Source organism: Sinorhizobium garamanticum (assembly GCF_029892065.1).
Taxonomy (GTDB): domain Bacteria; phylum Pseudomonadota; class Alphaproteobacteria; order Rhizobiales; family Rhizobiaceae; genus Sinorhizobium; species Sinorhizobium garamanticum.
The window spans coordinates 2,905,359-2,930,258 of record NZ_CP120373.1; the positions used below are offsets into that span (position 1 = coordinate 2,905,359).

Consider the following 24,900-nt stretch of genomic DNA (forward strand, 5'->3'; position numbering starts at 1 on the left):
CATCGCACACTTTTCCTGGAATTGCTTAGGCGGGGGAGCCGGAGAAGCAGGCGGCGAAAGGCGAGTCCTCTCGCGTCGCGGCTTCTCCGGCACTGTCTCAGGTTCGCGACAGTAGCCTAATGGGGTGGCCGACTTTTTTCGCCTCATCAAGTCGCTTGACCTGTTGCGCACGATCGAGGCAGCGGCTGGCTGCTCGTGTGTATCGTGGGTCTGAAAGGACGCACGGCGCTGTAAGACATTTCCGGTCGCTTCGACTTCGCCTGGAAATGTTTTTGTTCGTGCGCATTTCCGGACGGCGAACCGCTTTGCGCTTCGCCTGAAAATGCTTCTATCCCGGCAGCCCGGCTCGCTCGAGGTCGGCGGCAAAACGGTCGATGAAGTGTTCCGGCATCGCCGGAATGCCGCCGAAATAGAATTCGGCGCGGGCCTTTTCGAGCGTCATCTCCGGTCGGAATTTTAGAAGCTCGGCGAGCGCCGCAGGCGCCGCCTCGGCGTTGCCTTGGGCGCCGAGCACGGCCGTCAACACCATCGCCGGCCAAAAGGTGGTGTTTTCCTGCCTGAGCGAAGCGCGGGCGGCGGCTTCGGCCTCCACGAGCCGGCCCGACTGGTAATGCGCAATCGCCAGCATGTTGTGGAACGTCCAGAGATGCGGATCGCGCGGGCTCAGCCGGAACGCCTCGTTGATTTCGGCGATGCCCTCCTCGGGGCGTTCGACGTAGCAAAGGGCCTGGCCGAGGGCGAAATGGCCTTGCGCGAAGCTCGCATCGAGTTCGAGTGCATTGCGCAGATGCCTGATGCCGCGTTCCGGCTGGCCGCGCAGCGCCAGCGCCCGGCCAAGCGCGAGATGAGCGGCGGGCTCGCGGCTGTCGAGCGCGATCGCCCGCTCCGCGAGCCGGATGGCATCGGCGATCCTGGCGCCCCGCTCATCCATGGCGCCGTACCAGCCGAGCTGGATGTGGACATAGGCGAGCCGCGCATAGGCCTGCGCGAATGTCGGATCGACGCTGGTTGCGCGCTCGAAGAGCTCCTTCGCGATCTTCAGGTCGTCCAGATTGAACTTGTAGAGATGCCAGAGACCTTTCAGGTAGATGTCCCAGGCATCCATGTCGGCGGCCGTCTGTCCGCGCAGCGCGGCAAATTCAATGATGCCGAGCTCGGGCTCGACCGTCCCGGTGATCTCGCCGGCGATCTCGTCCTGGAGCACGAAGAGGTCGTCGAGCGTCCGGTCGTAGCGCTCCGCCCAGAGAAGGGTGGCGCTTTCCGCGCGAAGCAACTGGGCGGTGATGCGGATGCGGTCGCCGGAGCGCCGGACGCTGCCCTCGATCACGTATTTGACGCCAAGGTCTTCGGCGGCCTTCCGGACATCGACGGGCTTGCCCTTGGAGGCGAAGGAAGAGTTGCGGGCGACGACCTGCAGCCAGCGGCAGCGCGCGAGCGTGTGGATGAGCTCCTCGGTGAAGCCGTCCGCAAAATGCTCCTGCTCGTCGACGCTCGACAGGTTGATGAAGGGTAGCACGGCGATCGACGGCCGCTTGCGGTCGGGCAGGGCGGACGGGCGACGGTCGGATCGCGCCCCACTATCGGCTCGAGCCGCAGCCGGGGTGCCGTGCGTTTCGTCCGGCATCCAGCGCCACGCGCGAACCGGGTGGCGAATGTCGGCGAGCGTGCAGCGGCCGAGATCGGTCAAGGGAAGATCGAGCTTTGCTCCGATATGGTCGTGGACCTGTTGCGACAGGCAGATGCCGCCCGGCGGGGCGATCTCCTGGAGCCGCGCGGCGACGATGACGCCGTCGCCGTGGATGCCGTCATCGTCGATGATGACGTCGCCGAGATGGATGCCGATGCGCAAGTGCATGTGCCGGTCGGGATCCACGGTCTCATTGCGCCGGAGCATTGCCTGCTGGATCTCGATCGCTGAGATGACCGCCTCGACGACGCTCGAGAACTCGGCGAGCAGACCGTCGCCGATGTGGCTGACGACGCGGCCGCCGTGTCCGGCGATGGCGGGAAGAATGACCTCCGTCTGATGGGCCTTCAACGCCGCGAACGTGCCGGCTTCGTCATGCCGCATCATCCGGCTGTAGCCGGAAAAGTCCGCGTCCAGGATTGCTGCCAGCCGCCGCTTCATACGCCCCGTCTCCTACAGCGCGGTCGCGCCCTTTCAACGCACGAAGGCCGCTGTAGCACTTTGATTCGTTGCCTGTTTCCTTAAATCGCCTCCATTTGAAGGAAACAGTCCGCAAGAGTAACAATCGCAGGATCGGGAGTCCATCAAGGCGGCCGATGCTCAGGGGTTTGTCGGCCGCTCATTCGATCAGCAGCAAGCCGCGCTTGCTGTCGCCATCGAATGTATCCATTGCCGAGAACAGCCGTTCCCGTTCGATCAGCCACGGCTTGTAATTTTCGTTCACATCGAGAACGAAGACCATGTCTTCCGCCTCCAGATACCCGCCGACCGGGGAGTGGTGCCCGACGCCGTCGCCGAAGATCTTTTCGCGGGTGAAATTGACGATGTAGCGGCGGCCGGGATCGTTGGCGCGCTTCATATGCTCGAGAAACTCCTCCGCCGTCAGATCCCGCAGAACCGACACCTTCCGGCCGGTCTTCGCTCGCGCGACTTCGGCAAGTTCATCGAGCGCGAGCCCCATGAAGCAAAACCCGGTCCAGCACTTGCCCGTGCCTTCGAGGACCTCGGCTTCGGTCGTCTCCTCTTCTCCGATGGAGCGGAACGCATTGGCGATGCTGGCTGGGCCGCAACGCGAGCCGTTCGATTGCCACGTGATGTCCTTGTCGAACGCGGCGGCCACCGGGAGCTGCCAGGCGCGATCCACCAGTTCCGGCGTGCGAATGACAGCGGATTGGATCGCTTCGGACGAAACGCCGGACGGGACAGCGGCGAAATAGGCAGCGCCGCAAAGCACGCAGACGCCGACCGCTATGGCGAAAACCAGACCGCGCTTCATGGCGGGGACCTCGACCGGGCAGACTACAGCGCCGCGCGTCTTGTCAGACGCGCAAAGGACGCTGTAGCACTTTGAAGTGCTGCATGTTTTATCCTTAAATCGGATACGATTTAAGGAAACATGCAGTAGGAACAATGCCCGATGAAGGTCGCAGGATCAATTAGAACCGCGGCGCGTCGCCGTCCGTCGGATGACAGAATTCACGGCTGCGTCTTACGTGTTAAACCCGTTAGCGCCCGTTTGCCGCCGTCACGCGCCAGACCGCATTGCCGACATCGTCGGCCACCAGCAAGGCGCCTTTCTTGTCGATCGCCACGCCGACCGGGCGCCCCAAGGCCTTGTCGTCCTTGTCGATGAAGCCGGTCAGGACGTCCTTCGGCTGGCCGGCGGGTTTGCCGTCGCGGAAGGGCACAAAGATCACCTTGTAGCCGCTGCGCACGCTGCGGTTCCACGAGCCGTGCTGGCCGATGAAGGCGCCGTTGCCGTAATCCGGCCCGAGCCGCGCGCCGTTGGCGAATGTCAGCCCCAGCGAGGCAGTGTGGGCGCCGAGCGCGTAGTCGGGCTTGATCGCCTTCTCGACGAGGTCCGGGCGCGGCGGCTTGACGCGCTCGTCGACGTTCTGGCCGAAATAGCTGTAGGGCCAGCCGTAGAAGCCGCCATCGCGTACGGAGGTCATGTAGTCCGGCACGAGGTCGTCGCCGAGCTCGTCACGCTCGTTGACGGCGACCCAGAGCCTGCCGTCGTCTGGATTCCAGGAAAGCCCGTTCGGGTTCCTGAGGCCAGAGGCAAAGACGCGCGTGCGGCGGCTGGCGAGATCGACCTCCAGAACGGCGGCGCGGTTTTGCTCCGCCTCGATGCCGTTTTCGCCGACATTGCTGTTGGATCCGACGGTGACGTAGAGCTTGCGGCCGTCGCGGCTGGCGATCACGTCCTTGGTCCAGTGATGGTTGAGGTCTCCCGCGGGCAAATCGACGATCTTCTCGGGCGCTGCCGTCATTCGGGTCTCGCCTTCGGCATAGGGGAAGGCGACGAGGGCATCGGTGTTCGCGACGTAGAGCCTGCCTCTGGAAAGTGTCATGCCGAAGGGGGAGTTGAGACCCTCGATGAAAGCACTGCGCTGATCGGCGACACCATCGCCGTTGGTGTCACGCAAGAGTGTGATGCGGTTGGCGCTCTCGGTGGCGGCGCCGGCGCGCTTCTGTGCCTGATCCGTGAAGACCTTCTTGATGCTGAAGCCTTCGTCATGCTTGGCGGGTGCATTGCTTTCGGCAACCAGCACGTCGCCGTTCGGCAGCACATGGAGCCAGCGGGGATGATCGAGGCCGCTTGCAAACGCGTTCACCTGCAACCCCTTTGCCGCCTTCGGCCTAGCGCCCTCAGGCCAGCCCTTCGCTTCGGCGATGTTGACCGTCGGGATCAGCGTGCGGCTGGGCGCCGGCAGCTTCGGATCGGGGCCATAGCCGCCGCTTTGCTCCGCACGCCCTTGTGCCGAAACGCTGGCGCAAGCCGCGGCGAGCGCACCGGTGAGGACGATAGCGACAATTCCAAGCGAACCGGTCTTCATCTCGCATCCTTCGAGCGGAAATGCCTCGTGCCCCTACACAAGACTTAGATCCGCTCCAGATTATTTCTTGTGCGCTCCTAACACGGGCGTCCGACCATCGTTCCCTGCAATCTTTGCTTGGGGCGGCAGAGAGGAGTATTCTTTAACGCTTAGGCGAAAAAAGCCTATGTTTTCGGGAGGAAAAGATGAAGCGTAGAACCCAGTTTGGGGGGAGGACGTCGCGTCGCAAATTCCTTGGCGGCGCAGCAATGGCCGGGGCGGCGATGGTCGCTGCACCAAGCATCGTCAAGGCACAGGGGCCAGTGAACATGCGCTGGCAGAGCACCTGGCCTTCGAAGGACATCTTTCACGAATTTGCGCTCGATTTCGCCAAGAAGGTCAACGACATGACCGGCGGAGACCTCAAGATCGAGGTGTTGCCGGCGGGGGCCGTGGTGCCGGCCTTCGGCCTGCTCGATGCCGTCTCGGAAGGGACGCTCGACGGCGGCCACGGCGTTGTCGTCTACCACTACGGCAAACAAACGGCGCTGGCGCTGTGGGGCTCGGGGCCGGGCTTCGCCATGGATGCCAACATGCTGCTTGCCTGGCACAAATACGGTGGCGGCAAGGAACTGCTCGCAAAGCTCTATGAATCGATCGGCGCCAATGTCGTCTCGTTCCTCTATGGGCCAATGCCGACGCAGCCGCTCGGCTGGTTCAAGGAGCCGGTGGCCAAGGCCGAGGATCTTCAGGGCCTGAAGTTCCGCACCGTCGGCATTTCCATTGATGTGTTCACCGGTCTCGGCGCGGCGGTCAACGCGCTGCCGGGCGGCGAAATCGTCGCGGCGCTGGACCGCGGCCTGCTCGACGCGGCCGAGTTCAACAATGCCTCGTCCGACCGGGTCCTCGGTTTCCCGGATGTCTCGAAGATCTGCATGCTGCAGAGCTATCACCAGAATGCCGAGCAGTTCGAGATCATGTTCAACAAGACGAAGTTCGATGCCCTGCCTGATCAGATGAAGGCCATCATCACCAATGCGGTCGAGGCGGCATCGCAGGACATGCACTGGAAGGCGATCGACCGCTATTCGAAAGACTATGTGGAGATGCAGACGACCGACAAGGTCAAGTTCTACAAAACGCCGGACGCCATCCTCAAGAAACAATTGGAGATCTACGACGAGGTCGTGAAGAAGAAGGCTGCGGAAAACCCGATATTCAAGGAGATCATACTCTCCCAGATCGCCTTTGCCGAGCGGGCAACGCGGTGGGAGCAGGACACCGTCGTCGGCCGTCGGCTGGCGTTCGATCACTACTTCGGACAGGACGGCGTGGCGAAGGAGTTCTGACCCGTAAGTTCAGGCATCACCGGGCAGCGACCCGGTGATGCTGCTGATCAGGTATGCGCCATCGGGGGGCACGCGTGAACGTTCAGCATTTTCTGCTCAGGATCGATGCAATTAGCGTGTGGGTCGGGAAGGCCGCAGCGTGGCTCATCATCGGCCTGATGACGCTTGTCTGCGTCGAGGTCTTCAAGCGCTACATCATGAACATGCCGACCGCGTGGATCTTCGACGCCAGCAACATGTTCTACGGCACGCTGTTCATGCTGGCCGGAGCCTACGGGCTGGCGCAAAATGCCCACGTGCGCGGCGATTTTCTCTATAGCTCGCTCAGGCCGCGAATACAGGCCGGGCTCGATCTCGTGCTCTACATCCTCTTCTTCCTGCCCGGCATCGCAGCCCTCGTTTACGCGGGCTATGACTACGCGGCGCTTTCGTGGCGGATCGGCGAGCATTCGACGGTGACGGCGGAAGGGCCGCCGATCTATTATTTCAAGACGATCATCCCGATAGCAGGCGCGCTCGTGATGGTGCAGGGGATCGCCGAGATCGCTCGCTGCATCGTGTGTCTCAGAACCGGGGAATGGCCAAGCCGCCTGCGCGACGTCGAGGAGATCGACGTGGTCGCCGAGCAGCTCGCCGACAGCGAATATGTTGACGAGGAAGCGCGCAAGGCGGCGATCGAGCGGGCGCAGAACATCGAAAAGGCGGCCCGGCAACGGGGCATGGGGGGAGAGGTCGAACCGTGAGCGATCCGTTCCTTGGAATGACGATGCTGGTGCTGATCATCGTCGTGATCATCATGGGCTTCCCGACCGCCTTCACGCTGATGGGCCTCGGCATGCTCTTCGGCTTCTACGCATTCTACAATCCGGCCGAGCACTGGATCGACAATCGCGTCTTCGACCTGATGGTCCAGCGCACCTACGGGGCGATGACCAACGACGTCCTGATCTCGATCCCCCTCTTCGTGCTGATGGGTTACGTGATGGAGCGCGGCGCGCTCGTCGACAAGATGTTCCATAGCATCCAGCTTTCTTTCCGGCGGGTGCCGGCGTCGCTGGCCGTCGCGACGCTGATCGTCTGCACCTTCTGGGGAATCGCCAGTGGCCTCGTCGGTGCAGTCGTGGTGCTGATGGGGGTTATCGCCATGAACCCGATGCTGCGGGCGGGCTACGACGTCAAGCTCGCCTCCGGCGTGATCACCGCGGGCGGCACGCTCGGCATCCTCATCCCGCCCTCGGTGATGATCATCGTCTATGCGGCGGTCGCGGGGCAATCGGTGGTCAAGCTCTATGCCGCCACGATGTTGCCGGGCTTCTTCCTGTCGTTCCTCTATCTCGCCTATATTCTCGGCTGGGCGGCGATCAATCCGAAGATCGCGCCGTCCTTGCCCGAGGAACAGACACGGGTTCCGGTCGCCTCCTGGATGGGCAGCCTTCAGGCAGCCTACTCGCCAAACATGCTGGCCGGGCTCTTCCGTGCCCTGGTCTCGCCGTCGAAGGCGATGGCGCTCGAGACGGCCGAGGGGCGGGTTACCTATTGGCGGCTCGTCAGGAATTTCGGCGCGGCCCTCGTGCCCTTCTCGCTGACCGCCTTCACGCTCGCGCTCGTGTGGTGGTATGTCGTCATCCATCCGCAGGCCTCCGCCGAGGCGGAAGCGCCGGAGGGGCTGGAACAGCTCGGCGCGCCCGCCGCCGATGCCGGGCCGGCAGTCGTCAATGGGCCGACGACCGCTTTCTACGTCTCCTTCGGTATCGCCGCCGCAATCGCCGCCGTGGTTCTCGCCCGCTACTACCGCAACATGAGCGCGGAGCGGCTCCAGGTGATGAAGATGCTCGTCTCTTCGGTCCTGCCGCTAGGCATCCTCACCGTCGTCGTGCTCGCCGTCATCCTTTTCGGCATCACGACTGCGACTGAATCCGCGGCGGTCGGTGCAGCCGGCGCTTTCCTGCTCGGCTTCCAGGCGCGCACGCTCAACTGGAAACGGACCAAGGAGGCGGTGTTCCTGACGGCGAAGACCACGGCCATGGTGTGCTGGCTCTTCGTCGGCTCGGCGCTCTTCTCCGCCGTCTTCGCCATCCTCGGCGGGCAGGCGCTGATCGAGCAATGGGTGCTCGCGCTCGATCTCACGCCCGTGCAGTTCATGATCCTGTCGCAGGCGATCATCTTCCTCCTCGGCTGGCCGCTCGAATGGACCGAGATCATCATCATCTTCGTGCCGATCTTCCTGCCGATGCTGAGGCACTTCGACATCGACCCGGTGCTCTGGGGCGTGCTTGTCTTCGTCAACCTGCAGGCGGCCTTCCTGTCGCCGCCGGTGGCGATGTCGGCCTACTACCTGAAAGGCGTCTCGCCGCCGCATGTCACCCTGAACCAGATCTTTGCCGGCATGATGCCTTACATGCTGATCGTCATCCTCTGCATGATCATCATGTATCTCTGGCCCGGCATGGCGCTCTGGCTGCCGGAATATCTCTACGGATAAAACATGCAGCAATTCAAAGTGCTGCAGCGTCCTTTGCGCGTCTGATAAGACGCGCGGCGCTGTGGGCACCGCAACGTATCCGCACATTCTTGCCTCGCCTCACGCCCTTGTGGTAACTTGGCGTCTTTCCGCCCATGGGGAGAACGAAGATGGCGCGGAGCATTTCGTATCTTCTTTGCGTCCCTGTTCTTGGCCTCCTACTTTCGGCCTCCGCCGTGGCGGGGCCGCTGCATGACGCTGCGAGGGAGGGCGATGTCGGACGGGTGAAGGAACTCATCGACCAGGGCGCCAAGGTGGCGGAACCGGACGACTCCGGCGAGCCCGCTTTGCTGATCGCCGCGCTTGCCGGAAAGAGCGATGTCGTCACGCTTCTCCTGGAGCGGGGCACCGATATCGAGATCCGCAACAAGGGCGGGCTGACCGCGCTGCATGCGGCCGCCTATGGCGGAAGCCTCGACACCGTGAAGCTGCTCGTCGAAAAGGGCGCAGCAGTCAACGACGACAAGAATTTCTACAAGATGACGCCGCTCCATGCGGCAGCCGAAGAGGGCCATGCGGACGTGGTGGCTTTTCTGCTCACCAATCAGGCGGTGGTCGAAGCGAAGGAAAGAAACGGCTACACGCCTCTGACCCAGGCGGGGTGGCGGGAGCACTGGGATGCGGCGGGGCTGCTGCTCAAGGCGGGTGCCGTCTGCCAGGGCGCCGATCTCGTCGGCGAATGGCTCTACACCGAGTGTACCAAGCGGAAATGACGCCTGCAGCGCAGCGAACGGAGTTCGGAGGACTGTCATGAGGGACATTCAAGGCAAGAGTGGGCATCGCAAACACGGGATCCGGATCGCGGTCGCGCTCGGTGCAGCGACCATCCTCTTCTCCTTGGGCGGGGTCGCGAGTGCAGAAGAGCCCGTAAACACGGGCTATTTCGGCGACGTCGCTATCAAGGGCTATGACCCAGTCGCTTACTTCACCGAGAACAAGGCAGTCGAGGGATCGCCGAAATATTCACACCGCTGGCTCGGCGCGAACTGGCACTTCGCCAGCGCCGAACATCGCGACCTCTTCATGCGCGAGCCTTCAAAATACGCTCCGCAATATGGCGGCTATTGCGCCGACGGCGTCTCCTTCGGGACGGTGACCACCAATATCGACCCGAAGGCGTGGCGCATCATCGACGGCAAGCTCTATATCAGCTACGACCCGGGTGCGGCCGACGGCTTCGAAAAGAACCCGAACAAGGTCGTCGATTCACAGAAGCATTGGTCCGAGGTGCAGCAGACGCTGGTCAGTGAAAAGCTGCAGACGAACTGGCAGGCGAGCGCCAAGTGAGGCGTTGCGAAGCGGCCGCGACACCCTGTTCGCGGCCGACGGCGTTCAAAATCCTCACGCTGGCAATGGCGCCGGCTCGGCCTTGGCCTTGGGGAAGGGTCTGAAGGTCAAGGCGATCAGGAAGGCGCCGATCCCGATGCCCCAGGCGCCGATATAGAGCCAACCGTAGCTGGCGAAGGTGTCGTAGATCAGGCCGCCGGCCAGGGGACCGGTTGCCATGCCCAGGCTGCCCGCCATGGCCGTTCCACCAATGACGGTGCCCATCATGCGCAGGGGAAAATTCTCGCGGGCGATCACGGCGTAAAGCGGCATGACGCCGGCGTAGATAAAGCCGAACACCGCCGCCACGGCATAAAAGGCGCCAAGATCGCGGACGAAAAAATACGCCAATGCGCCGAACGCCTGCAGCAGCAGCCCTGAAACCAGGACGCGCTTGGCACCGAACCGGTCCCCGAAAAGACCGAAGACGACGCGACCCGCCATGCCTGCCAGCCCTTCCACGCTGTAGATCGAGACCGCCGCAATCATCGGGATGCCGCAGCTTATCGCGTAACTCACCGTATGGAAGATCGGGCCCGAGTGCGTGGCGCAACAGAAGAAGTTCGTCAGAAACAGGATGATGAACTGGGGCGATCTCATCGCCCGTCCGACGGACATGTCGGGCTGTTCTCCATCCGGCGAAGCGACGGCATTTTGGCCTTCGAGAGCGGGCGGGCGGCGTACGAGCAGCGCGACCGGGACCATCACAGCCCCGGTAAAGGCGGCGATGATCAGAAGAGAGGTTCTCCAATCGTAGATGGTCACGAGCCAGGCCGCGAAGGGAGACATGGTCATGGGCGCCATTCCCATACCGGCCGACACAAGAGACACGGCAAGGCTGCGATGCGTGTCGAACCAGCCGGTCACGCAGGCCATCATCGGGGCAAAGATCGCGGCGGTAGCGCCGCCAACAGCCAGTCCGAAAACGAGTTGAAACTCGATGAGAGAGGTCGCTTGGCTCGCCAAGGCGAGGGCTGCGGCCAAGACAGCCGAGCCGATCGAAACGACAAGGCGAGGCCCCCAGCGGTCCGACAGAGTGCCCCAGATCATGCTTGCCAGCGCCATGGCGATAAACCCGATGGTCATGGCACTGGAAACACCGGTGACGGACCACCCGGTATCGCGGGAAATGGGCAGCAGAAAAACCGGCAGCGAAAACATGGCGCCGATTGCGATGCAGCCCAACAGGCCACCGGCGGCGACGATTACCCAGCGATATGGACTTTGTGTCTGAATCTGCGCATTCGACATGGAAAGACCTCGTGGCAAAATTGGTGACGCCAGGCCCCAGATGAGCGGCGCTTCTCAAAGACGAACGAGTTGCTTGAAAATCGACATGCCTCAAAAGAATTCCGCAGCTGGCGTTGCGCGATATGCCGCCTCCGGCTCGCCGTCGCTTCTGGGTGCGCGTTCGGCGGCAGATCGCGCAACCTTACCTTGGCCGCCGGATGGCTCTGATCTTGCCGGCGCGTCCACCGCCGCAGAAGAAGCGATCGGCGCCGTCGGACTCAAGCCCGGACACACCCACGCCGGGCGGCATGTCGAGTCGCTCCAGGACCGCGCCTGTTTCGGGATCGACGCGCCGGACATCGGCCTCGTCGCCCTCCCAGGTGCCGTGCCAGAGCTCGCCGTCGATCCAGGTGACACCGGTGACGACGCGGTTGGACTCGATGGTGCGGAGAACCTTGCCGGTCTCGGGATCGATCTGGTGGATCCTGCGTCCCCGGTGCTGGCCGACCCAGAGCGTGCCCTCGGCCCAGGCGAGCCCGGAGTCACCGCCGCCGCCCGGTGCCGGGATCGTCGCGAGCACGCGGCCGGTCTTCGGATCGATTTTCTGGATGCGGTCCTCGGCGATCTGGAACAGGTGCTGGCCGTCGAAAGCGGTTCCCGCGTGGGCGGCGACCTCGATCGAGCGCGTGATTTCGCCGCTCTCCGGATCGACGGCGTTCAGCTTTTCGCCGGAGGCGAACCAGACGTGGTGACCGTCGAAGGTGACGCCGTGCACGTCGTCTGCTTCGGGGAAGGGGCCGTATTCACGAAGAATTTCGGCGGCGGAACGTTTCATGCTTTCCTCCTGATTTTCGCGACGCGGAGCCTAGCTCACGCAATTCCGGACGGGAAACCGTGACACACTTTTCCTGGAATTGCTCTTTACGTGGCGCAATTCCGGACGGAAAACCGCTACGCACTTTTCCTGGAATTGCTTTTAGGTGGCGCAATTCCGAACGGAAAAACCGTGACACACTTTTCCTGGAATTGCTTTTAGTCACTCGGCAGCGGGCCGGGGAGTAACAAGATTGTCGGGAAGCCAGTGAGCGGCGGGGTCATCCAGCGGCGCGCCGGCCCGCGGCCGAAGGGCTGCACCTTGCCGGCCGCCGCGAGCTGTTCGAGCGCTCGCTGCACCGTGCGCGGGCTCGCGCCAAGCGCGATCGCCAGCGCCGAACTCGACCAGGATTCGCCGTCGGCAAGGAAGGCGAGCACCGCCGCGTGCCGCTCCTCGACCGGGGGTGCGAGCACGACGACCTCGCGGGCGTGGCGCGGTGCCAACGCGAAACCTTGCTTCGTCGCGCTTATGTCCGCGAGCGAGCGAAGCTCGGCGCGGAGCCGGCCGATTTCCACCCGGAGCCGCGCGCGATGGGATTCATCGGCGTGTTTGGCGCGGAAGGCGCGGGAAAGCAGCGTGCTCCTCGGCACGTCTCCCGGCCAGGCCTCGGCGAGTGCCCGCGCCAGAGCGAACAGGATCGGACGCGTCGCGAGCGAGACCGCCAGCCTCTCGTCGCGCACGACATTGCGGCAGGCGTCGATAACGAGTGCGCCGGACGAAAGCAGCGCTTCGACCTCTTCGAGCAGGAGGGGCCGTTCCTCGCCCCGTGCGATCAGACGCGCCGCCGGCGTCTTCAGCACCAGCGATGCGTTTTCGACCTCCGCCGTCAGCGCCGGGATATCCGCCTCGCGCGCGGCCTCGGCGGCGCGCGTGAGCGCCGCGCGCGCGGCCTGCGTCTGCACGCGCCGGGCGGCGATGCCCGCGACCGCCAGTTCATGGGCGGCCCGCAAGGCCGGCGGGAGGGGGGAGGGATCGAACCCCACCAGCATACGTTCGGCCTCGTCGAGGCGGCCGATCAGGAGCAGGCGCCGAACCTCGACGTTCAGTGCATGCGCGGCATTCACCCGGTCGCCATGCGCTTCCAGTGTCGCGCGCGCGGCGTCGAGCGCCTTCGCGGGCCAGGTAAGGTCGCGCGAGACGAGGGCGATTTCGGCTTCCGCGACGACGCAGCGGGCGCGTGCCACCGCCTCCTTTCGACCGAAGGCGCGCGCGGCGCTCTTGAGGAGTGCCTTTGCCCGGACAAGATCGCCGAGCTGCGCCATGGCGATACCCCGGAGCGCGAGCGCGGGCGGGTCGTCGCGGAGCGCAACCCGCTTCAAGGCGCCGAGCGGATCACCCGTCGCAAGCGCGCGTGCCGCGGCGGTGATCAGCGAGTCCATCGGAATCCCGTCACACTTGTCACTCTCACCATTCGAAATCCGCTCCTAACCTACGACGAACAAGCAACACGTCGCGCCGGGAAGGTACGACGACAGATGGCCAAAGGAGAAGAGTGATGACGGCACATGTGACCGGAACCCGAGACGAATGGCTGGCAGCACGGCTCGAGCTGCTCCAGGAGGAGAAAGAACTGACGCGGCGCAGCGACGAGCTGGCGCTCAGGCGTCAGGCGTTGCCCTGGGTCCGGATCGAAAAGGACTATAGGTTCGACACAGAGGACGGAAACGTCTCGCTCAAAGACCTGTTCAGAGGTCGCTCGCAGCTCCTCGTCTACCACTTCATGTTCGGCCCCGACTACAAGGCCGGGTGCCCGTCCTGCTCCTCGATTGCGGACGGGTTCAACGGGATCGTCGTCCATCTCGAGAACCACGATGTCGCCTTTTCGGCGATTTCGCGCGCGCCGCTTGCAAAACTGCAGGCGTTCAAGCAGCGGATGGGGTGGACCTTTCCCTGGGCCTCCTCGAACGACGGCGATTTCAACCGTGACTTCAGCGTCTGGTTCACCGAGGAGGAGCAGCGCAAGGGGACGATCGAATACAACTTCCGCCGCGAGCCGCCGGCGCCGGAGCCACTTGCCGGAAAAACCGTTCAGGATTGGCAGGCCAATGGCAGCGAGGGGCCGGTCGCGCAAATCGCGGCGATGACCGGAACCGACGTTCCCACTTATACGCGTGACAGGCCGGGCGTCAGCGCCTTCGTGCTCGACGACGGCGTCGTCTACCACACCTATTCCAGCTATGCGCGCGGGCTGGACGGGCTTTGGGGCATGTACCAATGGCTCGACCGTGCGCCTCTGGGGCGCAACGAGCACGGTGTCTGGTGGCGCCACCGCGACGCCTATGGCCGGAGCTGACGTCCGATGTTGCGCCCCTCCAACAGCTCGAAGAGGACGCCGGCCGCAGGCAGCGGACCGGCCGGTGTTCCAAGCGGCAACACCGCCACCTTCGGCGTCGCCGACGGGCTATCCTTCGCGGCGGCGCCGACCTTCGCGATCATGGCGCTGCTGACCAGCGTCCTTAGCGGGCCGGCGGACATGCTCTGCTCGTCCACCGAGGATGCGTCGTCTCTGACCGGAATGGTGCCGATGTACCTGCTGATGAGTGTCTTCCATTCGGCACCCTGGCTGAGGCTGATATCCGGCGCCCGCCGCCCCGGTCCCGCAATCTCCGCAAGTCGAAAAGCAGGAGGCTGAGCAGTAGAACTACTGCGTGTCTCCTTGAATCGACCTCGATTCAAGGCAACATGCAGTAGTGTTCACCGCTCCAGCGAAAAGAACTTCAGCGCCTGCGGGGTGACGTGGATGTAGTCCATGTCGGTCTGCTCGCCGGTGGTGTTGCGGTAGACATAGCCGCAGACCATGCGGTCGAGGAAATAGCCGCCGATCTTTTCGCAGAGCTGGTCGCCGCGGATTTCCGCGATGCCGGTGATGCTGGTGTTGGCGGTGCGATAGGCGGTGTTGCCGGCGCGGTCGAAAGCCTGGATGAACTCGGTGCCGTTCTTGTGTTTGCCGATCCAGGTCTTGTCGGCGGTGAGGCCGGCGAGATCGGTCTCGGCGAGGCGGTCGGCGGCTGATCCCGCAAAACCGAACGGCCATTCGGGCATGCCTGCCGCTTTCAGGCCGGAGAGATGGTAGGCCAGATCCTCCTTGTTCCAGTAGTCGTAGAGATAGCTGTAATAGGTGAAATTCGCCTCCGGGAAGAGCGCCTTCAGCCTTCCGGCCCCCTCGGCCGCACGCGCGGCGTCGCCGCGATGGGCATAGGCTGCGGCGAGATATTCATGGGCGGGCTCGGCCTCGGGCAGCGCTTTGCGAGCCGCTTCGATCAGCGGGATGGCGCGGTCGTTGTCGCGGGCGGTGTAGAAGACGATGCCGGCGAGCAGCTGGAAGCTCGGCGGCGGCGAGGGGTCGAGCCGCAATGCCCGCTGCATTTCTCCGATCGCCCGTTGGTGGTTGCCGGTATGCGCCAGGATCAGCGCCAGATTGCCATAGGCCTCCGCGTCGCTCGGCTGGGCCTCGACCGCACGATTGGCGGAATCGAGCGCCTCGGTGGCGCGGCCGTCGACGAGCTGCAAGAGGGCAAGTACGGTTCGGGCACGGGCATTGTTGGGGTCGAGCTTCAGCGCCTCGCCGGCGGCGTCATAGGCGATCTTGCGGGCGACCGCCGCGGACCAGAGATAGTTGTAATCGTTGCGCCAGACATCGACGGCGACGCGGGCGATGCCGGCATGGGCGTCGGCGAAACGCGGGTCGAGGTCGATCGCCTTCTGGTAGAAGGAGAGCGTGCGGCGATAGGTGTTGACGTCGCTGTAGATCAGCCCTTCCTGCTCCGCCCGGAGATAATTGTCGTAGGCCTCCAGGTTGTCGGTCGGTATGCGGGCGAGTTGATCTTGCTCCCCTTGGCTGAGCTTGACTTCGAGGGCTGAGGTGATCTTGCCGATGACATCGTCCTGGACGGCGAAGATATCGCGGTACTGGCGATCGTAGCGCTCGGCCCAGAGCGAAAGACCGGTCGTCGCGTCGATCAGCTTGACGTTGATGCGCAGCCGCGTATCCGCCCGCTGCAACGAGCCTTCGAGCACGTAGTGGACGCCGAGTTCGGAGGCGACGTCCTGGATCGTCGCCTCCGAACCGCGCACGGCGAGGACGGAATGACGGGCGATGACGAAGAGACCGGAGAGCTTCGAGAGTTCGGTGATCAGATCGTCGGTGAGACCCTGCGCCAGATGGTCCTGCGTTTCGTCGCCGCTGACGTTGATGAAGGGCAGCACGGCGACCGAAGGCTTGTCCGGCAGCGGATAGGCGATGCGCTGGGGAGGGGGCTCAGGCCAGAACAGCGTCCAGGGCTGCCACCAGAGAGTGGCCCCGGCAAGCACGGTCGCACCGCTCACGGCGCCAACGAGCCAGGTGCTGCGGCGCCTGGGTGCGGCGACCGTCTTGCCGGCCGCCGCCGGGTCGAGCACGACGCGATAGACGCGCACCGGCTCCGGGATGTTCTTCACCTTCTGCTCGCCGAGCGAGACGAAGCCGACGGCAAGCTTCGTCCTCAGTTGGTCGTAGGCAGAGCCGGAAATCGCGATGCCGCCCGGTTCGGCGAGCGGTTCCAGGCGGGCGGCGATGTTGACCCCGTCACCGTGGATATCGTCGCCCTCGACGATGACGTCGCCAAGGTTGACGCCGATGCGGAAATCGAGCCGCCGCTCCGGCGGTATGCCGGCGTTGCGCCGGGCCATCTGCCGCTGCACCTCCACAGCGCAGCGAAGCGCATCGACGACGCTGTGGAACTCGACGAGCAGGCCGTCGCCCATGGTCTTGACAAGGCGCCCGTGATGCTCGGCGATCTGCGGCTCGAAGACTTCGGCAAAATCCGCCTGGAAGCGGATGCGCGTGTCCTCCTCGTCGATCCGGCTCAAACGGCTGTAACCGACGACATCGGCAATCAGGATGGCTGCGAGACGGCGCTCCATGCCCGGTCTTCCATGCGCGGCTTTCCCGCAGTGCGTGTACTCGGTCGGCTTCCTCGGCATGATAATTCATGCCACCATTCACGTGCCACAAAGACCGCCGCACGTCAGGAAGTCGCGCGGCGGCCGCAAAGGTCAGAAAGGGACGTGAGCCGGAACCGGCCCCCAACTTTTGCGACAGCTTACAGCAGGTGCTTCTCCGACGCCATTGCGGCGGCGGGGCGCGGCCTTTGCGCGTGCCGGGTGCGCTGCGGGCGGGACCCGTGGACGTCGTCGGACAACGGGCGCGCCGTCGTTGAGGTTGCGTTTCGCCCGATCTTTGGTTCCCGGGGGACGGCGCACCGAAACACAAAATCAGAGCCCGTTCCGCTGGAACGGGCTCTGATGGTAGTTCGCGACGAAATGCCTGCCAACTTGCTGGCGCTCATCCATTGCCAGAAAACGCCGTGCCCGCCCGACGATGACTTCGGGCCAATCCGCTTGTAATCCCCCCCTCGGGAACCGCCGCCATTCCTGCGAGTTCTCACTCCCAATCAGAGCCCACTGCCAGTAGCGAGCTCTGATCTAAATGGCTACTGAAATGAATTCTTAGAAAAGAATTCTCACGGATTTGCGTGCTCATATTTGCCAAATCCCACGCCCCGGTCCAGTAACTTTTAAGGGCGATCTGTAACGAAAATCGATTTGTCTTCCCCGTGGTGACGGTCGCTCCGGGACCAGTCCAAAATCCGAAACGTTGAGCCTGTTGCATGGCCTCCTGAGCCGGGATGGAACGGGACGAGATCGTGCGTAAATTCAAATCGTTACAGGCGTCTTTCACGTGTACGACTTGTGCGTGGCGCCGCGGTACAACCGATTTCGAAAGGGGGCCAGCGATGGCTCACAGCGACGCAAATGCGACGCATCGTACCCAGAAGGTGAAAGGCGAGCTTACAGCGCCGCGCGTCCAATCGGACGCGCAAAGGTCGCTGTAGCACTTTGAATTGCTGCATCAGTGCAAGCCGGATCCTTTCAGCCGCCCGACCAACGTCCATCCGCGGCGGAACGCCGTCAGTGCCGCACCGAGGGCGACCACCCAGAGGGCGATCGTCAGCACTTCGTTGTGGCCTTGCCACAGGGGCTCGAAGAGGGAGATAGCCGCGGCGGCGGTGACGGTTGCCATGCGATGCTGCTTGGCCATCGGTCCGGAAAAATCGCTCGGGTTTCCGGTGGCGCGGCCAAGCTCGCGGACATAGGCGGTGAGCACGGCGAAGGCGCCGGCCGCCCAGCCGAGGCCCGGCGTGCCGATGCCATAGCCGAGCCCCGTGAATATGAGGAGGTCGGCGACGCGATCCGGAAATTCGTTCCAGAAGGAGCCATCCGGTTCGCCCTTGCCGCCCTCGACGGCGACCATCCCGTCGAAGAGGTTGCAGAGCAGCCGGAGTTGGCAGAACAGGGCGGCCGAAAGCAGGCACACGATCCGCGCCGCGCCCATGTTCTGTCCCGCCAGGAAGAACGCGCCGCCGGCGAGAGCCGCCGCCACCATGCTCGCTTGCGAGATCTGGTTGGGCGTGATTGCCCGCGCCGCCATCCATCGGGCGATCGCGCCGGCCCAGCGGGTGTTGCGGCTTGCAAGCGGCCGGCGATCGCCTGTCTCGGTCATGGTTCGCCTCTTTTCCTGGAAATCGAATAGGCATAGGTCCACGCGTAGGTCGTCGAGACCAAGAGCGGGACTGCAACGGTTTGGAGTAATTCGGGCGTTCCACCGAGGGCGTGGAGCGATACGAGCAGGGTTGCCGAGCCGAGGCAGGCGATCAGCGGCGGCGCCCAGAAACGCGCAAGTCTGCTGAAGCGCTTCGAAAGACCGTCGATCACGGACTTGAGGAAGAGCGTGAGGCCGGCCGACAGCGCGCCTTGCAGGAGCCCGGAAATGAGCGGCTGTGGCATGGGATACCGCCCAGCCGCCCATGGCCAGAAAGGCGAAGAGCACATGCACGGTGCTGCTGCGCGCCCAGCCCCTCAAGGAACTCATGAGAGCGACCACCAGTAGCGCACAAGGTGGAAGAAGATCGGCGCCGAGAAGACGACGGAATCCAGCCTGTCGATCAGCCCGCCGTGACCTTCGATCAGATGACCCCAATCCTTGACGCCGCGATCGCGCTTGATCGCCGACATCACCAGCCCCCCGAGGAAGCCCATGAGGGTGATGATGAACGACAAGAGGCCTGCCTGGAGCGGCGTGAACGGGGTTATCCACCACAGGGCGGCGCCGATCAGCGTGGCGCTGGCAACGCCGCCGACAAAGCCCTCGACCGTCTTCGACGGAGAGAGGTTCGCGGCGATCTTGGTGCGGCCGAAGAGCTTGCCCCAGACATATTGCAGCACATCGCTCAGTTGCACGACGATCACCAGGAAGGCGATCAGCAGCACGTTGCGCCCTTCATAGCCAGGTATGTCGAGGGTCAGCAGCGCCGGCACATGCGAGACGCAGAAGACGCAGATCATCAGGGCCCATTGCACTTCGGCGACGCGAAGCAGGAAGCGCTCGGTATCGCCCCGGAGCACCGAGATGATCGGCATCAGAAGGAAGGCGTAGACCGGAATGAAAATCGAGAAGATGCCGTATTCCTCGGCCCAAAGCAGGTAATACTGGATCGGCAGGACGAGGAAGAAGGCCGAGGCGAGCGCCCAATGGTCGGCGCGCCGGGTGTAGATGAGCGTGATGAATTCCCTCAGCGCCGCAAAGGAGCAGAAGGCGAAGAGAACGAGGACACCGATCCGGCCGGCGATGAAGGCGAGGCCGATCAGGATGACCATCGCCCACCAGGCCCGGATACGGGCGTTGAGGTTTTCGACCGCCGCGTTTGGTCCGTCGGTCGCGAGACGCCGCTCGAGCATGTAGCCGACCGCGGAGGCAACGATCAGCACGCCTAAGATGCCGAGGACGAGGGTTACGAGATCGGAGCCTGCCGCAGTCATTCGCCGCTCCCTGCCGGTTTCGGAGCAAGCGCCAGGAGGGCGGCTCGCATCCGTTCGAGAAATGCTTCCTTGTCTTCGCCGGGCGCAATGCGGAGCGCGCTGCCGAAGGTGACGGTGCAGATCAGCGGGATCGGCACGATCTCGCCCTTGGGCATGACGCGGTTCAAATTGTTGATCCACACCGGCACGAGATCGAGCTCTGGGCGCTGATCGACCAGATGGAAAATGCCGCTCTTGAAGGGGAGCAGTCGGTCCTCGGTCTGGTTTCGGGTGCCCTCGGGAAATAGGATCAGCGACGAGCCGGCATCAACGGCCGAGACCATCAGGGCAATCGGATCCTCAGTCCGCTTCTCCCGGTCACGCTCGATCAGCACTGCGTTGAAGACGTCGCGCCCGATGAAGGCGTTGGTATGCGATTTCAGCCAGTATTCGGCGCCTGCCACCGGGCGGGTCCGGTGGCGCAGCCTTGGCGGCAGCACGGCCCAGACGAGGACGAAATCGCCGTGGCTCGAATGATTGGCGAAATAAACACAGGGCCTGGCCGGCAATCCCTCTTCCGGCCAGATGGCGCGAACCGCGGTTATCGCGCGGGCAAACAGAACGAAGGCAGCCGCAGCGACCTTCGCAACCAAAGCCTTCATCCGGATTCAACCCCCCGTCAGCCCCATGACGCTAACGCAGACTGTAGCACGGCCGTTGCGGCTGGGAAGATGCCTTGTTTGGTGCAAAGCGGAGGGTTGCGACGGGGCCCGCCGAGGATTGCGCATGCAACCAAGAAGAAGGGACGGAAGTGATAAGGACGAGGAAAAAACATCCCAGCCGGCGGCTTCGCGGCCCAATGCGGCCGCTTGCCGCTCTCATCTTCATCCGACAGAATGGGAGCGATATGGCACAGATAGGAATCGAAATACGTCCAGCGCAATCTGGCGACATAGCCGCCATTGGAGAGATCGTAGTCCTGTCGTGGCGGCATACTTTTGATCGGCTGATCTCACGCCAGTTTCTTAGGTCGATGTCGGAGCAACACCAAGCCAACCGTCACGCCCGAATGTTCTCAACTGCCAACGTTGTCTATCGTGTTGCGATCACAGAGGGTGCTGGCGTTGTCGGATTCGCGTCAGGCGGCCCCAGCCGTCACTCAGGCTTCCTGGCTGAAAATGAGTTATACGCCATCTACCTGAAGCCAGGATTTGAACGACGGGGAATTGGCCGCGACTTATTTCGAGGCGTAGCCGATGAACTTATGGCTTCGAGACGCAATGGGTTGTTCCTAACGGCCTTGTCTGTAAATCCGAACCGCCATTTCTATCGTGCGATGGGCGGTCGCGAAGTAGAAGCGCCAAGCATCGAGTTGGGCAACGAACTCTATACGCAGGTCGCTTTTGTCTGGGACGATATGGCGCAAATCGTACGCGGCACACGTACCGACCGGGGCTGATGCTCAGACTGTGTAAAGCTCAATCGGCTTATCGAAGCCTTTCAGGCGGTATTCACGGCCTTCGCTTTCGGCCGTTTGGCTCTTCGCCCGCTCACAAACGGCCCTGGTGACGAGAATCCGCCCCGCTTCAGCGGCTGACTGGGCGCGAGCGGCGGTATTCACAACCGTACCAATCGCAGTCAGGTCGCGATGCGATCGGCCGAATTCTCCGAAGCTGGCCTCGCCGGAGTCGATGCCGATACCAACGCCGAGTTCAGTTCCGCGCAAGCCGACACCCTCCGCCAAATGACGTTCACGACGCAATTGGCAGCGGCGCTGGATCTCCCTCGCGGCGAGGACAGCACGTTCGGCGTGGTCCTCGCGGGGGATCGGAAAGTTGAATATCGCCATGACCGCGTCCCCGACCGTCTTGTTAAGAAGGCCGTCGAATTCCCAAATGGCTGTGGCACATTCATCGTAGAAATCATCCAGTAGCGACGAGACGGCATCTGCCGAATGCGACTGCGAAAGCGTCGTATAGCCTCGCAGATCCGCAAAAAGCACAGACACATCGACAGTGATCTTGCGGGCTTTCATCACGCGCGTGAACATGAGCTCGCAAATCGTGCAGGTGTTCGGATTCATCCGGCTCGGGCGAATGCCAAAGGCGCGGAAGGGAATGGAAGCCGGTCCGCGCAAAGGCACAGGAAGACGCATCTGCTCCCAGCAGCCCTTGCAAATCCTCGATTGAGAAAACGACATCTCGCCCCGCCCGTTTCCTGTCGCTCTGCGATCCTAGCACATTTGGGTACGCCGCCAATGCTCCGCGGAAGCGAGGCGCGAATTGAAGCGGCTTTCGGTTTTGGTCCTGCCGCCGTTCTCGAAGCGACGGTTGTGCGAGGACGGTGAAATCCTCACGGATGCGTCCGCGAGGCATCCAGGCTGCCATGCGTGGTCCCCGCGGCCGGAGACAATCTTGCGGGCGCGGTGGTATATTCCGGAGGGAGAATGAAACATGAGGTTGCCGCCGGGAGGGGGAGCGCCCGGCGAGACAAAAACTAAGGGAGGAAAGCATGGAAATTCCTGTTGCACTACACCCTTATCTCGACGCCGGCATGGCCAAGGGCAGCGCCACCTTCAGCGGTGGAACGCTGGTCTGCGCCTGCAAGGACCGTCCCGTCAGGGTCCGAGTCAACGGCGGGATCGCCCATAATCACGCCTGCGGCTGCACCAAATGCTGGAAGCCGAAGGGGGCGGCGTTCTCGATCGTCGCGGTTGCGCCGCATGACAGCATCACGGTTGTCGAAAACGGCGACAAGCTCGAAATCGTCGATCCGACCGCGCTCATCCGGCGGCACGCCTGCAAGGAATGCGGCGTGCACATGTACGGGCCGGTGGAGCGCGAGCACGCCTTCCAGGGGCTCGACTTCATCCATCCCGAACGGTTCGAGGAGAGTGGCTGGCCGGAGCCGGGCTTTGCCGCCTTCGTCTCCTCGATCATCGAAAGCGGCATCGACCCCGCGAAGATGAACGGCGTGCGCAATCACCTGAGGCGGATCGGGCTGGAGCCGTATGACTGCCTGTCGCCGGAACTGATGGACGCTGTCTCCACCTGGGTTGCGAAGAAGAGCGGCGTGCTGAGACAGTGAACGACGGGAGCGGATCGGGTAGGATCGACCTCGGCGCACCCGGGTGAGGCCGGCGCGGAAATCGCTCCCGTCGGCTTCACTGATGGCTGTGCGAGCAACCAACGGGAGGAGGGCGACCGTGGCAAACGAACTCAAGCATGCGCCGGATTTCAGCCTCAAAGGCAAGGTGACCTTTGTGACGGGCGCCTCACGCGGGATCGGTCGCGCCTGCGCGCTGGCCTGCGCGGCTGCCGGCTCGGACATCGTGCTTGGCCTGCGCGACATCGCGGCGTCCGCGGAATTGATCGGCGACATCCGGGAGATGGGACGGAAAGTCCTTCCCGTCCAGCTCGATCTTTCGAACCGCGCCGACATCGAGGCCTCGGTCGCCGAGGCAATCGCGATGTTTGAGAGGATCGACGTGCTCGTCAACAATGTCGGCGTCGCGCCCGGCAACCTCGCCGAGGACGTCGTAGAGGCCGATCTCGACGAGATCCTCAACGTCAACGTCAAGGGCACGTTCCTGATGACACAGGCGGTCGGCCGGGAGATGATCGCGCAGAAGGCGGGCCGCATCATCAGCATCAGCTCGCAGGCGGGCACCGTGACGCTGCGCGGCGAGGCGATCTATTGCATGAGCAAGGCGGCGATCAACCATCTCTCCCGGTGCCTGGCCGCCGAGTGGGCGCGCTACGGCATCACCGTCAACACCGTCTCGCCGACCTTCATCTGGACCGACGGGACAAAGCCGGCGCTTTCCGACAAGGACTTTTACGAGCGCACGCTCGGCCACATTCCGCTCGGCCGGATCGGCGATACGGACGACGTCGTCGGCGCCGTCGTCTTCCTGGCCTCGCCGGCCGCTTCGCTGATCACGGGTCTGAACCTGCTCGTCGACGGCGGCTGGTCGGTCGCTTGAGGCTCGCTCAACCTCTCGAAGATCGAGGAGCAGCTACGCTCGGCGAGTGGTTACTGATACGCCGCCGAGGCGTGATTTGGCATGGCGAAGCTGATATCCTGCGCGGGCTGCAGCGCCGCGCGTCTTATTAGACGCGCAAAGGACGCTGCAGCACTTTGAATTGCTGCGTGTTTTTATCCTTAATCCGCTCGCGGTCTAAGGAAACATGCAGTGAACGCGGGGAGGGAAAGCCATGCGGATCGCGGTGATGGGCTCGGGCGGTATCGGGGGCTATATCGGCCTCAGGCTCGCGAAAGCGGGCGAAGACGTCACTTTCATCGCGCGCGGCGAGCACCTGTATGTGATGCGCAGCCGGGGGCTCAGGCTCGAAAGCCCGCTCGGCAATGCCAGCCTGGCGAATGTCACCGCCACCGACGATCCTGCCGAGGTCGGCGTGGTCGATCTGGTAATCTTCGCGGTCAAGCTCTACGACGGCGAGGAAGCGGCGGCCGCGATTGTGCCGATGGTCGGGCCGAAGACGACCGTCCTGACGTTGCAGAACGGCGTCGATGGGGTCGACATCCTCGCGCGTTCCGTACCAAGCTCGCAGGTCGTGGCCGGCGCCATCTACATTTCCACCTATCTGGAAGAGCCGGGTCTGATCAAGCAGACGAGCGGGATGACGCAGATGACGGTCGGCGGGCGCAGCGACCTGATGATCGCCGCCTTCCGCGAGGCCTGCGCGCGGGCCGAGGGGATCTCCCTCCAGGTGGTCGACGATGTCGAGCCGGTGCTGTGGATGAAGTTCGTGACCCTCGCCGCCTTTTCCGGCGGCACCAGCCTGATGCGCTCCGGCATCGGGGCGATCATCGCCGACCCGGAGGGGCGCAAGTTCATGGAGCAATTGCGCGACGAGGGCATGGCGATCGCCGCGGCCAAGGGCCACCCGATGCCGGAAGGCTATGTGCAGCAGGCCACGTCGCTCTGGCAGATGGTGCCGCCGGAAACGCAATCCTCCATGGCCAACGACCTTCAGCGCGGCAGGCGGCTCGAACTCGAATGGCTGTCGGGCCGAATGCACGCGCTCGGACAGGAACTCGGCGTGCCGACCCCGGCGCACACGGCGGTCTACCGCGCGCTTCATCTTTACGCGAACGGCGCGCCGGAGGGGTAGCACGCTTTTTTCGTTTCAAGAGGGTGCCGTAGCGATGGCGTCGCAGTTTCGAGCGCACTTCAGACTTTGTTAACCAGAGCAATCTAGGGTTGCGTGCACTGGAACCATGCCTGCATGAAC

22 protein-coding genes and 1 pseudogene are annotated in these 24,900 nt (G+C 63.5%); 11 read left to right on the forward strand and 12 right to left on the reverse strand.

From position 1 onward, the window contains the following. Positions 1-328 precede the first annotated feature (328 nt). The 3 genes from PZN02_RS13545 to PZN02_RS13555 all read right to left on the reverse strand — a co-directional run bounded on the left by PZN02_RS13545 (position 329) and on the right by PZN02_RS13555 (position 4,527). Positions 329-2,128, reverse strand: a complete 1,800-nt coding sequence (locus tag PZN02_RS13545; RefSeq protein ID WP_280658493.1) for an adenylate/guanylate cyclase domain-containing protein — start codon at positions 2,126-2,128, stop codon at positions 329-331. A gap of 178 nt (positions 2,129-2,306) precedes the next feature. Continuing rightward, complete coding sequence (locus tag PZN02_RS13550) at positions 2,307-2,963, reverse strand: phytochelatin synthase family protein (protein ID WP_280658494.1); 657 nt, start codon at positions 2,961-2,963, stop codon at positions 2,307-2,309. A 229-nt stretch (positions 2,964-3,192) separates the two neighbouring features. Further along, complete coding sequence (locus PZN02_RS13555; protein ID WP_280658495.1) at positions 3,193-4,527, reverse strand: PQQ-dependent sugar dehydrogenase; 1,335 nt, start codon at positions 4,525-4,527, stop codon at positions 3,193-3,195. A 185-nt stretch (positions 4,528-4,712) separates the two neighbouring features. On the opposite strand from PZN02_RS13555, the gene PZN02_RS13560 reads away from it, so the two are divergent. From PZN02_RS13560 to PZN02_RS13580, 5 genes are all read left to right on the forward strand, one after another. Beyond that, on the forward strand, positions 4,713-5,855 hold the full coding sequence (locus tag PZN02_RS13560; RefSeq protein ID WP_280658496.1) for a TRAP transporter substrate-binding protein: 1,143 nt from the start codon (positions 4,713-4,715) through the stop codon (positions 5,853-5,855). A 53-nt stretch (positions 5,856-5,908) separates the two neighbouring features. Then, complete coding sequence (locus PZN02_RS13565) at positions 5,909-6,598, forward strand: TRAP transporter small permease subunit (protein ID WP_280658497.1); 690 nt, start codon at positions 5,909-5,911, stop codon at positions 6,596-6,598. Further along, positions 6,595-8,337, forward strand: coding sequence for a TRAP transporter large permease (locus PZN02_RS13570; RefSeq protein ID WP_280658498.1), 1,743 nt, complete (start codon positions 6,595-6,597; stop codon positions 8,335-8,337). The genes PZN02_RS13565 and PZN02_RS13570 overlap by 4 nt, the downstream gene beginning before the upstream one ends. Before the next feature lie 149 nt (positions 8,338-8,486). After that, positions 8,487-9,089 carry an ankyrin repeat domain-containing protein gene (locus PZN02_RS13575; protein ID WP_280658499.1) on the forward strand — a complete coding sequence of 201 codons (603 nt, stop codon included), beginning with the start codon at positions 8,487-8,489 and terminating at the stop codon, positions 9,087-9,089. A gap of 37 nt (positions 9,090-9,126) precedes the next feature. Continuing rightward, positions 9,127-9,663, forward strand: a complete 537-nt coding sequence (locus tag PZN02_RS13580; protein ID WP_280658500.1) for a YHS domain-containing (seleno)protein — start codon at positions 9,127-9,129, stop codon at positions 9,661-9,663. 54 nt (positions 9,664-9,717) lie between these two features. Here the strand turns inward: PZN02_RS13580 and PZN02_RS13585 are convergent, their stop codons facing one another. The 3 genes from PZN02_RS13585 to PZN02_RS13595 form a co-directional block, all read right to left on the reverse strand. Beyond that, positions 9,718-10,953 (reverse strand): MFS transporter, encoded by a 1,236-nt coding sequence (locus PZN02_RS13585; RefSeq protein WP_280658501.1) that lies wholly within the window; start codon positions 10,951-10,953, stop codon positions 9,718-9,720. Between the two features lie 181 nt (positions 10,954-11,134). Beyond that, entirely contained in the window at positions 11,135-11,767 is a 633-nt protein-coding gene (locus PZN02_RS13590; RefSeq protein WP_280658502.1) for a Vgb family protein, read from the reverse strand. Between the two features lie 197 nt (positions 11,768-11,964). After that, positions 11,965-13,185: a helix-turn-helix domain-containing protein gene (locus PZN02_RS13595; RefSeq protein ID WP_280658503.1), complete on the reverse strand. Its 1,221-nt coding sequence runs from the start codon at positions 13,183-13,185 to the stop codon at positions 11,965-11,967. A gap of 116 nt (positions 13,186-13,301) precedes the next feature. On the opposite strand from PZN02_RS13595, the gene PZN02_RS13600 reads away from it, so the two are divergent. Then, positions 13,302-14,099 carry a DUF899 domain-containing protein gene (locus tag PZN02_RS13600; protein WP_280658504.1) on the forward strand — a complete coding sequence of 266 codons (798 nt, stop codon included), beginning with the start codon at positions 13,302-13,304 and terminating at the stop codon, positions 14,097-14,099. A 6-nt stretch (positions 14,100-14,105) separates the two neighbouring features. Then, a complete protein-coding gene (locus tag PZN02_RS13605) occupies positions 14,106-14,438 on the forward strand; it encodes a hypothetical protein (RefSeq protein ID WP_280658505.1) in 333 nt (110 codons plus the stop codon). Between the two features lie 62 nt (positions 14,439-14,500). Here the strand turns inward: PZN02_RS13605 and PZN02_RS13610 are convergent, their stop codons facing one another. From PZN02_RS13610 to PZN02_RS13630, 5 genes and pseudogenes are all read right to left on the reverse strand, one after another. Continuing rightward, positions 14,501-16,708 carry an adenylate/guanylate cyclase domain-containing protein gene (locus tag PZN02_RS13610; protein ID WP_280658506.1) on the reverse strand — a complete coding sequence of 736 codons (2,208 nt, stop codon included), beginning with the start codon at positions 16,706-16,708 and terminating at the stop codon, positions 14,501-14,503. A 988-nt stretch (positions 16,709-17,696) separates the two neighbouring features. Beyond that, positions 17,697-18,347 (reverse strand): CDP-alcohol phosphatidyltransferase family protein, encoded by a 651-nt coding sequence (locus PZN02_RS13615; protein WP_280658507.1) that lies wholly within the window; start codon positions 18,345-18,347, stop codon positions 17,697-17,699. Next, positions 18,344-18,716: pseudogene (locus PZN02_RS13620) on the reverse strand (hypothetical protein). Before PZN02_RS13620 ends, PZN02_RS13615 begins: the two are co-directional and overlap by 4 nt. Next, positions 18,713-19,663, reverse strand: a complete 951-nt coding sequence (locus tag PZN02_RS13625) for a phosphatidate cytidylyltransferase (protein WP_280658508.1) — start codon at positions 19,661-19,663, stop codon at positions 18,713-18,715. The pseudogene PZN02_RS13620 and the gene PZN02_RS13625 overlap by 4 nt, the downstream one beginning before the upstream one ends. Beyond that, a complete protein-coding gene (locus PZN02_RS13630) occupies positions 19,660-20,304 on the reverse strand; it encodes a lysophospholipid acyltransferase family protein (RefSeq protein ID WP_280658509.1) in 645 nt (214 codons plus the stop codon). Before PZN02_RS13630 ends, PZN02_RS13625 begins: the two co-directional genes overlap by 4 nt. A gap of 245 nt (positions 20,305-20,549) precedes the next feature. Between PZN02_RS13630 and PZN02_RS13635 the strand changes: the two genes are divergently transcribed. Next, positions 20,550-21,101, forward strand: a complete 552-nt coding sequence (locus PZN02_RS13635) for a GNAT family N-acetyltransferase (protein ID WP_280658510.1) — start codon at positions 20,550-20,552, stop codon at positions 21,099-21,101. 3 nt (positions 21,102-21,104) lie between these two features. Here PZN02_RS13635 and PZN02_RS13640 read toward each other — a convergent pair whose 3' ends face one another. Continuing rightward, a complete protein-coding gene (locus PZN02_RS13640) occupies positions 21,105-21,842 on the reverse strand; it encodes an adenylate/guanylate cyclase domain-containing protein (RefSeq protein ID WP_280658511.1) in 738 nt (245 codons plus the stop codon). Between the two features lie 311 nt (positions 21,843-22,153). Between PZN02_RS13640 and gfa the strand changes: the two genes are divergently transcribed. The 3 genes from gfa (at position 22,154) to PZN02_RS13655 (ending at position 24,780) form a co-directional block, all read left to right on the forward strand. Then, positions 22,154-22,729 carry an S-(hydroxymethyl)glutathione synthase gene (gene gfa, locus PZN02_RS13645; RefSeq protein WP_280658512.1) on the forward strand — a complete coding sequence of 192 codons (576 nt, stop codon included), beginning with the start codon at positions 22,154-22,156 and terminating at the stop codon, positions 22,727-22,729. A 118-nt stretch (positions 22,730-22,847) separates the two neighbouring features. Continuing rightward, positions 22,848-23,627, forward strand: a complete 780-nt coding sequence (locus tag PZN02_RS13650) for an SDR family NAD(P)-dependent oxidoreductase (RefSeq protein WP_425336243.1) — start codon at positions 22,848-22,850, stop codon at positions 23,625-23,627. Between the two features lie 232 nt (positions 23,628-23,859). Next, complete coding sequence (locus PZN02_RS13655) at positions 23,860-24,780, forward strand: ketopantoate reductase family protein (RefSeq protein ID WP_280658514.1); 921 nt, start codon at positions 23,860-23,862, stop codon at positions 24,778-24,780. Positions 24,781-24,900: the final 120 nt, after the last annotated feature.

Excerpts from the sequence above, each read along its gene's own strand:
- PZN02_RS13630 (WP_280658509.1), bottom strand. The coding sequence starts at position 20,304 with ATGAAGGCTTTGGTTGCGAAGGTCGCTGCGGCTGCCTTCGTTCTGTTT.
- PZN02_RS13635 (WP_280658510.1), top strand. The coding sequence starts at position 20,550 with ATGGCACAGATAGGAATCGAAATACGTCCAGCGCAATCTGGCGACATA.
- PZN02_RS13605 (WP_280658505.1), top strand. The coding sequence starts at position 14,106 with ATGTTGCGCCCCTCCAACAGCTCGAAGAGGACGCCGGCCGCAGGCAGC.
- PZN02_RS13610 (WP_280658506.1), bottom strand. The coding sequence starts at position 16,708 with ATGGAGCGCCGTCTCGCAGCCATCCTGATTGCCGATGTCGTCGGTTAC.
- PZN02_RS13555 (WP_280658495.1), bottom strand. The coding sequence starts at position 4,527 with ATGAAGACCGGTTCGCTTGGAATTGTCGCTATCGTCCTCACCGGTGCG.
- PZN02_RS13580 (WP_280658500.1), top strand. The coding sequence starts at position 9,127 with ATGAGGGACATTCAAGGCAAGAGTGGGCATCGCAAACACGGGATCCGG.
- PZN02_RS13595 (WP_280658503.1), bottom strand. The coding sequence starts at position 13,185 with ATGGACTCGCTGATCACCGCCGCGGCACGCGCGCTTGCGACGGGTGAT.
- PZN02_RS13565 (WP_280658497.1), top strand. The coding sequence starts at position 5,909 with ATGCGCCATCGGGGGGCACGCGTGAACGTTCAGCATTTTCTGCTCAGG.
- PZN02_RS13615 (WP_280658507.1), bottom strand. The coding sequence starts at position 18,347 with ATGACCGAGACAGGCGATCGCCGGCCGCTTGCAAGCCGCAACACCCGC.
- PZN02_RS13545 (WP_280658493.1), bottom strand. The coding sequence starts at position 2,128 with ATGAAGCGGCGGCTGGCAGCAATCCTGGACGCGGACTTTTCCGGCTAC.
- gfa (WP_280658512.1), top strand. The coding sequence starts at position 22,154 with ATGGAAATTCCTGTTGCACTACACCCTTATCTCGACGCCGGCATGGCC.
- PZN02_RS13655 (WP_280658514.1), top strand. The coding sequence starts at position 23,860 with ATGCGGATCGCGGTGATGGGCTCGGGCGGTATCGGGGGCTATATCGGC.
- PZN02_RS13600 (WP_280658504.1), top strand. The coding sequence starts at position 13,302 with ATGACGGCACATGTGACCGGAACCCGAGACGAATGGCTGGCAGCACGG.
- PZN02_RS13640 (WP_280658511.1), bottom strand. The coding sequence starts at position 21,842 with ATGTCGTTTTCTCAATCGAGGATTTGCAAGGGCTGCTGGGAGCAGATG.
- PZN02_RS13575 (WP_280658499.1), top strand. The coding sequence starts at position 8,487 with ATGGCGCGGAGCATTTCGTATCTTCTTTGCGTCCCTGTTCTTGGCCTC.
- PZN02_RS13590 (WP_280658502.1), bottom strand. The coding sequence starts at position 11,767 with ATGAAACGTTCCGCCGCCGAAATTCTTCGTGAATACGGCCCCTTCCCC.
- PZN02_RS13550 (WP_280658494.1), bottom strand. The coding sequence starts at position 2,963 with ATGAAGCGCGGTCTGGTTTTCGCCATAGCGGTCGGCGTCTGCGTGCTT.
- PZN02_RS13585 (WP_280658501.1), bottom strand. The coding sequence starts at position 10,953 with ATGTCGAATGCGCAGATTCAGACACAAAGTCCATATCGCTGGGTAATC.
- PZN02_RS13560 (WP_280658496.1), top strand. The coding sequence starts at position 4,713 with ATGAAGCGTAGAACCCAGTTTGGGGGGAGGACGTCGCGTCGCAAATTC.
- PZN02_RS13625 (WP_280658508.1), bottom strand. The coding sequence starts at position 19,663 with ATGACTGCGGCAGGCTCCGATCTCGTAACCCTCGTCCTCGGCATCTTA.